Raw genomic sequence first — 12,212 nt, 5'->3', positions numbered from 1 at the left:
CGAATCGCTTCCGGGCGTATTACCCGACCAAGCGGTCACCTAATGACCTGAGCTCAAGACACGAGGTTTGACGCATGGACGCTTTCATCTGCGACGCACAGCGCACCCCGATCGGACGCTATGGCGGGGCCCTGTCCCAGGTTCGCACCGACGATCTGGCCGCGATCCCGTTGGCCGCGCTGAAAGAGCGGAACCCGCAGGTGGACTGGGCTAGCCTGGATGACGTGATCCTGGGCGATGCCAACCAGGCCGGCGAAAGCAACCGGAACGTGGCCCGCATGGCCGCCCTGCTGGCCGGTTTCCCGGTTCAGGTGCCCGGCACCACGATCAACCGCCTGTGCGCCAGCGGCATGGATGCGGTCGGCATGGCCGCGCGGGCCATCAAGGCGGGCGATTATGACATGGCGATTGCCGGTGGCGTCGAAAGCATGTCGCGCGCGCCCTTCGTGATGCCCAAGGCCACCAGCGCCTTTTCCCGCGCCAATTCGGTCTATGACACCACCATCGGCTGGCGCTTCGTGAACCCGAAGATGGAAAAAATGTACGGCACCGACACGATGCCGCAGACGGCCGACAACGTGGCCGAGGAATACAACATCAGCCGCGCTGATCAGGACGCATTCGCGGCACGCAGCCAGGCCCGCTGGGCCGCGGCGCACCAGGCCGGGGTGTTTGCGGAGGAGATCACCCCGGTCACCATCCCGCAGCGCAAGGGCGACGCCATCGTCGTCGATACGGACGAACACCCACGCCCCGGCACGACCGTCGAGAAGCTGGCCAGCCTGCACGGCGTCAACGGCCCGCACAAGACCGTGACCGCGGGCAACGCCTCGGGCGTCAATGACGGCGCCGCGGCCATTCTGCTGGCCAACGAGGCCGCCGCGCAGAAGAACGGCCTGACCCCGATGGCGCGTGTCGTGGGCATGGCGGTCGCGGGGGTCGAGCCTCGGGTCATGGGAATCGGTCCGGTCCCGGCCACCCGCAAAGTGCTGGCCCGCACAGGGCTGAGCATCGAGCAGATGGATGTGATAGAATTGAACGAGGCCTTCGCAGCTCAGGGTCTGGCCACCCTGCGTGAACTTGGCGTGGCCGATGACGCACCCCATGTGAATCCCAATGGCGGCGCCATCGCCATCGGCCATCCGCTGGGCATGTCCGGCGCTCGGCTGGTCATGACGGCGGCCTTTCAACTGCGCCGCACCGGCGGACGCTATGCCTTGTGCACCATGTGCGTGGGCGTAGGCCAGGGCGCCGCGCTAATTCTCGAACGCGTGTAAGGGAGGAGACCCGACATGTATGCTCAGATGATCAAGACGGCAGGAACAGGCGTCAAATCCCGCGAGGAAATGACCGAGCAGGAACGCGCCTTTCAGGACAAGATCGACGCCGACATCAAGATCGAGCCCAAGGACTGGATGCCCGACGACTATCGCGCGACGCTGATCCGCCAGATCGGGCAACACGCCCATTCCGAGATCGTCGGCCAGCTGCCCGAAGGCAACTGGATCACCCGCGCGCCCACGCTGGAACGCAAGGCAATCCTGCTGGCCAAGGTGCAGGACGAGGCCGGGCACGGCCTGTACCTGTACTGCGCCGCCGAAACTCTGGGCGTCAGCCGCGACGAACTGACCGAAATGCTGCTGGACGGGCGGATGAAATACAGCTCGATCTTCAACTATCCCACGCTGAACTGGGCCGATATCGGCGCGGTGGGCTGGCTGGTCGACGGGGCGGCTATCATGAACCAGGTGCCGCTGCAGCGCACCTCGTACGGGCCTTATTCGCGCGCGATGATCCGCATCTGCAAGGAAGAAAGCTTTCACCAGCGCCAGGGCTATGACGCGATCCGCAAGATGGCCGAGGGCACACCCGAACAGCGCAAGATGGCGCAGGACGCGCTGAACCGGTTCTGGTACCCGTCGCTGATGATGTTCGGCCCGTCCGACAAGGACTCGGTGCATTCGGCCCAGTCGATGGCGTGGAAGATCAAGATCAACACCAATGACGAACTGCGCCAGAAATTCGTGGATCAAACCGTGCCGCAGGCCGAGTATCTGGGCCTGACCATCCCCGACCCGGACCTGAAATGGAACGAAGAGCGCGGGCATTACGATTTCACTCAGCCCGACTGGTCGGAATTCTTCGACGTGATCAAGGGCAACGGCCCCTGCAACACCGACCGCCTGGCCGCCCGCAACAAGGCCTGGGACGACGGCAAATGGGTGCGTGACGGTCTGCTGGAACATTCCCGCAAGAAACGCGCCCGCAAGGTCGCAGCCGAATAACCCACCCGATAGGAGGACACCTGATGAAAAACGAATGGCCCCTGTGGGAAATCTTCATCCGCGGCCAGCACGGCATGAGCCACCGCCATGTCGGCTCGCTGCACGCGCCCGACGCCGAAATGGCGATCAAGAACGCCCGCGACGTCTATACCCGCCGCAACGAGGGCGTCTCGATCTGGGTGGTCGAGGCCAACAACATCACCGCCAGTTCGCCCAGCGACAAGGGTCCGCTGTACGAGCCCAGCGAAAGCAAGGTCTATCGTCACCCGACCTTTTTCGACATCCCCGAAGAAGTGGGGGCGATGTGATGACACGCGACGAGGCATTCCTGCAATTCCTGCTGCGGATGGGCGACAATACGCTGATCCTGGGCCATCGCGTCAGCGAATGGTGCGGCCACGCGCCGGTGCTGGAGGAAGACATCGCGCTGGCCAACACCGCGCTGGACCTGATCGGCCAGACGCAGATGTGGCTGGGCCTGGCCGGAGAGGTTCAGGGCGAAGGCAAGTCTGCCGACGATCTGGCCTTTCTGCGCGACGCGTGGGATTTCCGCAACGTGCTGCTGGTCGAGGTGCCCAACGGCGATTTCGGCCGCACCCTGATGCGCCAGTTCCTGTTTGATGCGTGGCACTCGATCATGCTGGGTCGGCTGATGAAATCGTCTGACGACCGGGTCGCGGCGATTGCCGAGAAGGCCAGCAAAGAGGTCGCCTATCACCTGGAACGGTCCAGCGACACGGTGGTCGGACTGGGCGACGGGACCGAGGAAAGCCACAGGCGCATGCAAGAGGCGCTGGATTACCTCTGGCCCTATGTCGGCGAGATGTTCGCCAGCGACGAGGTTGATGCCGAGATGGCCGCCGCGGGTATCGCACCCGACCCGGCCGGCCTACGCGAGGAATACGACGCGCTGGTTCAGCGCGTACTGACCGAAGCCACCCTGACCATTCCCGACAGCCGCTTTTCCCACAAGGGCGGCCGCGACGGGCGCATGCATACCGAACATCTGGGCCACCTGTTGACCCAGATGCAATGGCTGCAGCGGGCCTATCCGGGCGCAACCTGGTAAAGGCCGATGGATCGCGCCACCGTAGAGCAGGTCTGGGAATGGCTCGACGCCGTGCGCGACCCCGAGATTCCCGTGATCTCGGTCGTCGATCTGGGCATCGTGCGCGATGTGACATGGGAGGGCGACACGCTGAAGGTTGCCGTGACGCCCACCTATTCCGGCTGCCCGGCGACCTCGGTCATTGCAATGGACATCGAAACCGCCCTGCACGACCACGGCATCGACAAGATCAAGCTGGAGACCCGAATCTCTCCGGCCTGGACGACCGATTGGCTCAGCGACAAGGGCCGTGCGAAGCTCGAAGAATACGGCATCGCACCGCCCCAGCCCGCAGGCGGACCCGACCGCTGCCCGCATTGCGGCAGCACGGCAGTGGAAAAGGTCAGCCAGTTCGGCTCGACCCCGTGCAAGGCGCACTGGCGCTGCACCGACTGCCTGGAACCTTTCGACTATTTCAAGTGCATCTGAGGAGGACCGGATGGCACGTTTTCACGATCTGGAAGTCACCGACATCCACAAGACCATCCGCGACGCGGTCGTGGTCACTCTGAAGCCGGTGAACGGCGCGGCCGAGGCGTTCGACTTTGTCCAGGGCCAGTACCTGACCTTCCGCCGCGAATTTGACGGGGAAGAGCTGCGCCGCTCCTACTCGATCTGCGCGGGCAAGGATGACGGCGTTCTGCAGGTGGGCATCAAACGGGTCGAGGGCGGCGCTTTTTCGACCTGGGCCAACACCGAGCTGAAAGTGGGCGACAGGTTGCAGGCGATGCCGCCGATGGGGGCCTTCCACACGCCGCTGGACCCGTCCGCGCACCGGCAGTACCTGGGCTTTGCCGGCGGGTCGGGCATCACGCCGGTTCTGTCAATCCTAAAGACCACGCTGGCACGCGAACCGCATTCGCGCTTCACGCTGGTCTATGCCAACAAGGGCGTGAACACGATCATGTTCCGCGAAGAGCTGGAAGACCTGAAGAACCAGTACATGGGCCGCCTGAACGTGATCCATATCCTGGAAACCGACGCGCAGGAGATCGACCTGTTCACCGGGCTGGTAACCAAAGAGAAATGCGCCGAACTGTTCCAGCATTGGATCGACGTCGAAAACACCGACACCGCCTTCATCTGCGGCCCCGAGCCGATGATGCTGGGCATTGCCGAGGCGTTGCGCGAACACGGGCTGGATGACAGCCAGATCAAGTTCGAGCTGTTTGCCAGCGCCCAACCGGGCCGCGCCAAACGCAAGCAGGGCGATGCCGCCAGCGCCGCGCAGGCCAACCAGACCCAGGCGCGGGTCACGCTGGACGGCGCCACCCAGACCATCACCATGCCCAAGGACCAGACCATTCTGGACGCGGCGCTGGAAAACGCGATGGACGCCCCCTATGCCTGCAAGGCCGGGGTCTGTTCGACCTGCCGCTGCAAGGTGATCGAAGGCGAGGTCGAGATGGTCGCCAACCACGCGCTCGAGGATTACGAGGTCGAGAAAGGCTATGTGCTCAGCTGCCAGGCCTACCCGCTGACCGACAATGTCGTCGTCGATTACGACCAATAAAGGGAGAGGGACCATGGCCGAAGACATGAGCATCGAAAGCTACCTGGCCGCGGGCGGCGTTCTGACCAACCCGACCAACGTGCCGCCCCGATACCGCGCGGAGTTGATGAAGCTGATGGCGACCTTCGTCGACAGCGAACTGGCCGGTGCGGCTGGGTTTGCCGACATCATCAACCAGGGACCGGGCATCAAGGAACGCATCGCGGCGGCGAAGATCGTTCTGGAAAAGACCGACAATGCCGACCGCGTCCTGAAGATCATGGGCGAGTTCGGCGCGGATACCGACCGCTATGCCACGCATCACCCGTGGACCGCGCGGCTGGACCGTTCCGCCGATATCGGGGCCACGCGCAGCGAACATGACATGCGCCTTGCGGTCTTCAACTATCCGATCGAAGGCTGGACCGATGCGGTGGTGATGAACCTGCTGATGAGCCGCGCCGTGGGCGTGCAACTGGCCGAGTTCGCGCTGGTGTCCTATCAGCCGCTGGCCGAGGCGTTCCGCGCCATTGCCCCGATCGAGGCACATCACGGTGAATTGGCCCTGGAAGGCGCGGTCAAGCTGTTGGAACAGGGCGCGGCGCCGGCCATGCAGGACTCGGTCGATTACTGGTGGCCCCGCGTGGCCGCAAGTTTCGGCGCGGGCGACCCCGAGCGGATGGAAAAGCTGCGCCAGATGGGCCTGCGCCGCGCCTCGGGGGTCGAACTGAAAAACCGCTGGCTGGCCGAGGCCGCCGAGGTCGTAACGCGGCTTGGCTTGCGCACCCCGTGATCACCGCCCGCTGGGGCGGCTGATCAGGCCGTATTTAAGGGCAAGCGATCGCAGGCCGCGACGCCGTGGCCGAGCCACCTTGCCCGTGCCCGCGTCAACCGCACCGGCCTTGCGGTCGAACTCATAGACGTCGATGATGCGCTCGGCGCAGCCGCAGGCCTCGCCCATCCCGACCTTGGCGAAATAGAATTCGTCGAACCGTTCGGGTTTTTGCATGGCGCCCTCCGACCGCAAGTAGACGCCGGTTTGGCTCAAAAGCCAAATCACAATGCCGGCAGGGCCGGTGCTACAGCGCCTTGACGCCCGACAGGGTCAGGTTGCTGACCAGCGCGGCATAGTCCCGGCGCGCCTGTGCATCGGCACCGGAATTCCACATGTAGTACCAGTTCAGCATGCCGAAGACCGACATAGTGGCCGAGCGCAGCTTGGACCTGTTGCCGCGAAACACGTCAGGAGCGACTTCGGCAATGATGGAACTGAGGAAATTCACCATGTCGCGCTGATACCCGCGCAGCAGGCGCTGCTGCTCCTCGGGCAGGGCCGACATGCCGCTGGTCTGAACCCGGTGTTCGTCATCCACGCCCTGATAAGCCAACAGGATTTCAGCCACCACGCGGTGAAGCTTGTCGGGCGGGCTGAGGCCTTCAATCTCGAGCCCGCAGATCAGGTCGCGCAATTCCCGCAGATAGGTCTCGAGAATGTCGAACAGGATCGCGTCCTTGCTGTCATAATAGTGATAGATGTTGGCCTTCGAGATCCCGCATTCGCGCGCAAGCTGGGTCATCGAGGCGCGGTCGAAGCCTTCGCGGGCAAAGACCCGCGCCGCCGATTTAAGGATCTGCGCGCGTTTCTGGTCGTGATCTTTTGCAATCGTACGGGCCAAACCTCACTCCTTGTCTCGGTTGTCGACGACGCGCTTGGCCTTGCCCTGGCTGCGCTCGACATCGCCGGGGTCCCCTACAACGATCTCGGTGGAAACGCCAACGAAGTCCTTGATCCGCTTGGTCAGCATGCGGGCGGCGGCGGTCTTGCTGAGTTCATCGGCCGCGTCGGGCATCGCCTCGACATAGACGCGCATCGCGTCCATGCGGCCGGATTTGTACAGCTCGATCTGGTAATGCGCGGCAATGCCGCCGGTGGCCATGACCTGTTCCTCGATCTGGCTGGGGAAGACGTTGACCCCGCGCAGGATGATCATGTCGTCGCTGCGGCCGGTGATCTTCTCCATCCGTCGCATCGAGCGCGCGGTGCCCGGCAGCAACCGCGTCAGGTCGCGGGTGCGGTAGCGGATCATCGGCAGGCCTTCTTTGGTCAGCGTGGTAAAGACCAGCTCACCCATTTCGCCGTCGGGCAGAACCTCGCCGGTCTGAGGGTCGATGATCTCGGGATAGAAATGATCCTCCCAGATGACCGGGCCGTCCTTGGTTTCCACGCATTCGTTGGCGACGCCCGGCCCCATGATCTCGGACAGGCCGTATATGTCGACGGCATGCATGTCAAAGGCCTGCTCGACCTCTTTCCGCATCGCATCCGTCCAGGGCTCGGCCCCGAACACGCCCACCGACAGCGAGCTTTCGCGCGGGTCCATCCCGACCTTGTGATACTGCTCGAGGATGTTGAGCATGTAGGACGGCGTGACCATGATGCCGTCGGGTTTGAAATCGGTGATCAGGGCTACCTGTTTCTCGGTCTGACCGCCGGACATGGGAACGACCGTAGCGCCCAGTCGCTCGATTCCGTAATGCGCGCCCAGACCGCCAGTAAACAGGCCGTAGCCGTAGGCGTTGTGGATCATGTCGCCCTTGCGCAGACCGCTGGCGCGTAGGCTGCGGGCCACCAGATCGGCCCAGTTGTCGATGTCGTTCCTGGTGTAACCTACCACGGTCGGCTTGCCCGTGGTGCCGGACGACGCATGCAGGCGGATGATCTGTTCGCGCGGCACGGCAAACAGACCGAACGGATAGTGGTCGCGCAGGTCATTCTTGTAGGTGAAGGGGAACTTGGCCAGATCGTCCAGGGTTTTCAGATCGTCGGGATGCACCCCTGCTTCGTCGAACCGCTGTTTGTACATCGGCACATTGTCATAGGCGTGACGCAGCGACCATTTCAGGCGGTCCAGCTGCAAGCTGCGGATTTCATCGATCGACGCGATCTCGATCGGGTCAAGATCCGCTTTGTTCGGGGTCAGATCCTTCATGATGTCCTCCTCACCTCAAGATTCTGGAAACAGGGTCCCGTTGATCGCGCGGGAAAAGCCCCGGAACTCGGCGATCTTGTGGCCATCCTGGTTGGTCACTGTCACGTCATAGATGCCGCTGCGGCCGGTCAGGCTCTGCTCGGTCGCGCGGGCGGTCAGCCGGTCGCCCAGCCGGCCCGGCGCGACATAGCTGATCACGTTGTGCTGGGCCACGGTCGACTGGTTGCGGCTGTTGCAGGCAAAGGCAAAGGCGCTGTCGGCCAGCATGAAGGTCACGCCGCCATGGCAGATTCCGTGCCCGTTGCAATGGTGCTGCTGCACGGTCAGCGCCAGCGTCGCGGTGCCCTCGTCGACCTCGACCAGTTCCATCCCCGCCCATTTCGAGGCATGGTCCTGCGCCCACATCGCGGCGGCGGCTTTTTCGGCGCGTTCTTTCGGTGTCATGCTCATTTGCCCCGAAACTCCGGGCTGCGCTTTTCCAGAAAGGCCGCGACGCCTTCGGCATAGTCGGCGGATTCACCGCAGGTCTTCATGGCGTCGGCCTCGATCTCAAGATGATCGGTCAGACTGTTGGTCGCGGCGGCCTGGATGGTCTGCTTGGTCAGGCCCAGGCCGAGCGTCGGACCGTTCGACAGGCGTTCGGCCAGCGCGCGCGCCTCGCTCATCAGATCGGCATCAGGCAGGGCTTTCCAGATCAGGCCCCAGTCCTCGGCCGTTTTCGCCGCCAAAGGCTCGCCGGTCAGAGCCAGTCCCTTGGCACGCGCCTCGCCCAGCAGATGCGGCAGGTGCCAGCTGCCTCCGGTATCGGGGATCAGCCCGACCTTGGCGAAGGATTGGATGAATTTCGCGGACTCGGCGGCCAGCACGATATCGCAGGCCAGCGCAAGATTGGCGCCCGCGCCCGCGGCCACGCCATTGACCGCGCAGATCACCGGAAAGTTCAGCGACCGGATCAACCGCACCAGCGGCGCATAGAAAGTGCGAACCGTGTGGCCCAGATCCGGCGGACCGTCCATTTTCGACGGGTCGCGATCGGCCAGATCCTGCCCGGCGCAGAACCCACGCCCGGCCCCGGTCAGCAGGATCGCCCGCGCGCCCTCATCGCGCGCGCTTTCGATGGCGCGGCGCAGGGCATGATGCATTTCTTCGGTGAAACTGTTCAGGCGATCAGGGCGGTTGAGAGTGATTTCCACATAATTTCCATGCCACTGCGCAAGAATCGTATCGCTCATGGGCCGCTCGCTTTGCATTCGTTTCGATATTCTTCTTGCATTAACCGAACGGTTGGTCAATAAATTTCTCCGACGAAGTGCCGAATCCGGCTTTCGGCCGGTTGATGGTTACAAAAGTGACCATTAACGCATTAATGACTCATGTTTTGGAGGAGGAAACCAGTCATGAAACTCAACGGGATCAAAACGCTGTTGGCGACTGCTGCCCTGGCAGTATCGGGCAGCGTGGCATTTGCAGCGGACTACACCCTGACGATTTCCAGCTGGGCGCCGCCCACCCACGGAATCAACGCCAAGATGTGGCCCAAATTCGTCGAGATGGTTGAAGAGGCCACCGACGGCAAGGTGACCGCCGAGCTGAAGCTGGGCATCGCCCCGCCCCCGGCCCAGATGGACCTGATAATGGATGGTGCGGCGGATGCGTCGATCATCTTCCACGGTTATCAGCCGGGCCGTTTCGTGACGACCAAGCTGATCGAACTGCCGGGTTATGAGGGTTCGGCCGAGGCCGCCTCGGTCGCGTACTGGCGGGCCTATGACAAGTACCTGAAGGCGGCCGACGAACATCGCGGCGTCAAGGTCATCGCCCTGCACACCCACGGCCCGGCCCAGCTGCACACCAGCAGCCCGGTGACCTCGATGGACCAGATTTCGGGCCTCAAGGTTCGTATCCCCGGTGGTGTCGGTGGCGACGTAGGCACCGCACTGGGTGCGACCGGCATCCAGGTTCCGGCCCCCAAAGTCTATGAAACGCTGGCCTCAAAGGCCGCCGATGGCGTGGTCATGCCGTTCGAATCGCGCAAGGGCTTCAAGCTGACCGAGGTTGCCCCGAACGTCTATGAGATGCCGGGCGGCCTGTATCGCGGGTCGTTTGCCTTTATCATGAACGAAGACACGTTTGCCGACCTGCCGGAAGACATCCAGCAAGCACTGGAGGAAAACGTGTTCGGCGAGCCGCTGAGCCGCGAAATCGGCAAGATCTGGGACGAGATCGACGCCATCGGCCGGGATGAGACCCAAGCCACCGAAGGCAACGCCATCCAAGAGGCCAGCGCCGAGGACATGGAAAAGTTCGCGACGATCGCCGAGGGCGTCCGCGCCAAGGTCATTGCCGAGGTCAACGAAGCCGGCGTCGATGCGCAAGCCGCCTATGACATGATCAAGTCAGAAATGTCCTCGAACTGATCCTTGATGCGGGGCGGCACTGGCCGCCCCCATCCAGCCCCTTCCGGAGCCACCCGATGACCCCTCTCATCCAGCTTGTACGGCGCGCCAGCGTCCTGCCGGTGATTGTCGCCTGCACGGCCCTGTTCATCCTGATGGTGATGACCTTCTGCGACGTGATCTTGCGGTCGGTCTTCAACGCGCCGATCGAGGCCGCCACCGAACTGACGCGCATCCTGATGGCGATTCTGGTGTTCTCGGTGCTGCCCATCATCTCGGTCACCAACGGGCATATCGCCGTGGACCTGACCGACGGTATCTTCCACCGCCTGAGGCTCAGCCGCCTTCGCGACGCGGTGATCTATATTCTCAGCGGCGTCATGCTGTACTGGCCGGTCCAGCGCGTCTGGGTCCTGGCCGAGCGCGCCCGCGATTACGGCGATGTTACCGAATATCTCAGCATCCCGACCTACCTCGTTGGCTGGTTCATCACTGCATCGGTGGCGATCACCTCCGTGGTGATGATCATCACCGGCCTGCTGCACCTTTTCGCACCCAAAACCCTGACGGAAACCTCCTAATGACCGCTGCACTGATTGGATTTGCCCTTGTCCTGATCCTGGTGCTGATGCGCCTGCCCATTGTCTTTGCCATGGGGCTGGTCGGTACGCTGGGCTTCGCGTATGAACGCGGCGGCTCGATCTTTGACGAGCGCGGGCTGAAGGCCGCGATGTCGATGGTTGGCCGCCAGATCACCGATACCGCGCAGGATTACGGCCTGTCGGTCGTGCCGCTGTTCATCCTAATGGGCCTGTTCGTCAACAAGGGTGGCATGGCGCGCGAACTTTATGCGGTTTCCAACGCTTTTCTGGGCCACATGCGCGGCGGTATCGCCATGGCGACCGTGGCGGCCTGCGGCGGGTTCTCGGCGATCTGCGGATCGTCGCTGGCCACCGCTGCGACCATGTCCAAAGTCGCCATGCCGCAGATGCGCCGTTACGGTTATTCCGACGAGCTCTCGACCGCCTCGATCGCAGCCGGCGGAACGCTGGGCATCCTGATCCCGCCCTCGGTCATCCTGGTCATCTATGGGCTGCTGACCGAAACCTCGATCGGCAAGCTGTTCATGGCCGGCATCATTCCCGGCGCACTGGGCATCCTGTTCTACCTGTTCGCCGTGCGCTGGACCGTCTGGCGCAACCCGGAGGCCGGCCCGGCCGGTGCACGCGCCAGCTGGGGCGAGCGCATCAGCGCGCTGGGGTCCGTCTGGGCGGTGCTTCTGCTGTTCTTCCTGGTGATCGGCGGGCTGTATGGCGTGTTCGATTTCGAACCGCTGAACCTGACCTTTTCGCCGACCGAGGCCGCAGGCATGGGCGCCGCCGGCGCCTTTCTGATCGCGCTGTTCCGCGGTGGGCTGACCGTGGGATCGACCTTTGAGGTGCTGAAGGAAACCTGCTTTACCGCAGCCGCGCTGTTCGCGGTGCTGATCGGTGCGCAGATCTTTTCGAACTTCATCAACCTGGCCGGTCTGCCCGAGGCGCTGATCGCCATGGTCACCGCTTATGACGTGGCGCCGTTCGTGGTGATCCTCATGATCCTCGGCATCTACATCATCCTGGGCTGCGTATTCGAATCCCTGTCGATGCTGCTGCTGACTGTTCCGATATTTTTCCCGCTGGTGACCTCGCTGGGCTATGACCCGATCTGGTTCGGCATCGTCGTGGTGGTGGTAACCGAGATTTCGCTGATCACCCCGCCGGTGGGCCTTAACGTGTTCATCCTGAAAGGCGTGGTGGGGGATGTCTCGACCGGCACGATCTTTCGCGGCGTGACCCCGTTCTGGGTGGCCGACATCTTCCGCCTGGCGCTGATCGTTCTGGTTCCGATCGTGGTTCTGTACCTGCCGCAACAGATGGGCGCGCTGGGTCACTGAGCACATTT

Annotated in this window: 15 protein-coding genes; 10 read left to right on the top strand and 5 right to left on the bottom strand. The window is 63.2% G+C overall.

Annotated features, from left to right (window positions below; all coding sequences use genetic code 11):
* Positions 1 to 74 precede the first annotated feature (74 nt).
* The 7 genes from pcaF to AC2FNS_RS10290 are packed head-to-tail and all read left to right on the top strand — an operon-like array spanning position 75 to position 5,678.
* Positions 75 to 1,277: a 3-oxoadipyl-CoA thiolase gene (pcaF, locus tag AC2FNS_RS10320; protein WP_496679027.1), complete on the top strand. Its 1,203-nt coding sequence runs from the start codon at positions 75 to 77 to the stop codon at positions 1,275 to 1,277.
* A 15-nt stretch (positions 1,278 to 1,292) separates the two neighbouring features.
* Positions 1,293 to 2,285 (top strand): 1,2-phenylacetyl-CoA epoxidase subunit PaaA, encoded by a 993-nt coding sequence (gene paaA / locus AC2FNS_RS10315; RefSeq protein WP_496679029.1) that lies wholly within the window; start codon positions 1,293 to 1,295, stop codon positions 2,283 to 2,285.
* 23 nt (positions 2,286 to 2,308) lie between these two features.
* Positions 2,309 to 2,593 (top strand): 1,2-phenylacetyl-CoA epoxidase subunit PaaB, encoded by a 285-nt coding sequence (gene paaB / locus AC2FNS_RS10310; protein WP_005978248.1) that lies wholly within the window; start codon positions 2,309 to 2,311, stop codon positions 2,591 to 2,593.
* Positions 2,593 to 3,354 carry a 1,2-phenylacetyl-CoA epoxidase subunit PaaC gene (gene paaC / locus AC2FNS_RS10305; RefSeq protein ID WP_496712897.1) on the top strand — a complete coding sequence of 254 codons (762 nt, stop codon included), beginning with the start codon at positions 2,593 to 2,595 and terminating at the stop codon, positions 3,352 to 3,354. Before paaB ends, paaC begins: the two co-directional genes overlap by 1 nt.
* Positions 3,355 to 3,360: 6 nt before the next feature.
* Positions 3,361 to 3,822 carry a 1,2-phenylacetyl-CoA epoxidase subunit PaaD gene (paaD, locus tag AC2FNS_RS10300; protein ID WP_496803838.1) on the top strand — a complete coding sequence of 154 codons (462 nt, stop codon included), beginning with the start codon at positions 3,361 to 3,363 and terminating at the stop codon, positions 3,820 to 3,822.
* Positions 3,823 to 3,832: 10 nt separating this feature from the next.
* Positions 3,833 to 4,906 (top strand): 2Fe-2S iron-sulfur cluster-binding protein, encoded by a 1,074-nt coding sequence (locus AC2FNS_RS10295; protein ID WP_496686801.1) that lies wholly within the window; start codon positions 3,833 to 3,835, stop codon positions 4,904 to 4,906.
* Positions 4,907 to 4,919: 13 nt separating this feature from the next.
* Positions 4,920 to 5,678: a Phenylacetic acid catabolic protein gene (locus tag AC2FNS_RS10290; RefSeq protein ID WP_496712899.1), complete on the top strand. Its 759-nt coding sequence runs from the start codon at positions 4,920 to 4,922 to the stop codon at positions 5,676 to 5,678.
* Here the strand turns inward: AC2FNS_RS10290 and AC2FNS_RS10285 are convergent, their stop codons facing one another.
* From AC2FNS_RS10285 to paaG, 5 genes are all read right to left on the bottom strand, one after another.
* Positions 5,679 to 5,894, bottom strand: coding sequence for a hypothetical protein (locus AC2FNS_RS10285; protein WP_496712900.1), 216 nt, complete (start codon positions 5,892 to 5,894; stop codon positions 5,679 to 5,681).
* 70 nt (positions 5,895 to 5,964) lie between these two features.
* Positions 5,965 to 6,561: a TetR/AcrR family transcriptional regulator gene (locus AC2FNS_RS10280; RefSeq protein WP_496679037.1), complete on the bottom strand. Its 597-nt coding sequence runs from the start codon at positions 6,559 to 6,561 to the stop codon at positions 5,965 to 5,967.
* 3 nt (positions 6,562 to 6,564) lie between these two features.
* On the bottom strand, positions 6,565 to 7,875 hold the full coding sequence (paaK, locus tag AC2FNS_RS10275; protein WP_496797631.1) for a phenylacetate--CoA ligase PaaK: 1,311 nt from the start codon (positions 7,873 to 7,875) through the stop codon (positions 6,565 to 6,567).
* 15 nt (positions 7,876 to 7,890) lie between these two features.
* A complete protein-coding gene (paaI, locus tag AC2FNS_RS10270) occupies positions 7,891 to 8,319 on the bottom strand; it encodes a hydroxyphenylacetyl-CoA thioesterase PaaI (RefSeq protein ID WP_496686796.1) in 429 nt (142 codons plus the stop codon).
* A gap of 2 nt (positions 8,320 to 8,321) precedes the next feature.
* Positions 8,322 to 9,107 (bottom strand): 2-(1,2-epoxy-1,2-dihydrophenyl)acetyl-CoA isomerase PaaG, encoded by a 786-nt coding sequence (gene paaG, locus AC2FNS_RS10265; protein ID WP_496679042.1) that lies wholly within the window; start codon positions 9,105 to 9,107, stop codon positions 8,322 to 8,324.
* Positions 9,108 to 9,272: 165 nt separating this feature from the next.
* Between paaG and AC2FNS_RS10260 the strand changes: the two genes are divergently transcribed.
* From AC2FNS_RS10260 to AC2FNS_RS10250, 3 genes are read left to right on the top strand one after another with little or no spacing between them, the layout of a single operon-like run.
* Positions 9,273 to 10,292, top strand: a complete 1,020-nt coding sequence (locus AC2FNS_RS10260; protein WP_496679043.1) for a TRAP transporter substrate-binding protein — start codon at positions 9,273 to 9,275, stop codon at positions 10,290 to 10,292.
* Between the two features lie 56 nt (positions 10,293 to 10,348).
* Positions 10,349 to 10,852, top strand: coding sequence for a TRAP transporter small permease (locus AC2FNS_RS10255; RefSeq protein WP_496712904.1), 504 nt, complete (start codon positions 10,349 to 10,351; stop codon positions 10,850 to 10,852).
* On the top strand, positions 10,852 to 12,204 hold the full coding sequence (locus AC2FNS_RS10250) for a TRAP transporter large permease (protein WP_496679045.1): 1,353 nt from the start codon (positions 10,852 to 10,854) through the stop codon (positions 12,202 to 12,204). The genes AC2FNS_RS10255 and AC2FNS_RS10250 overlap by 1 nt, the downstream gene beginning before the upstream one ends.
* Positions 12,205 to 12,212 lie beyond the last annotated feature (8 nt).

Source organism: Ruegeria sp. BHSA191 (assembly GCF_059613325.1).
This window is presented reverse-complemented; position numbering and strand designations above follow the sequence as displayed.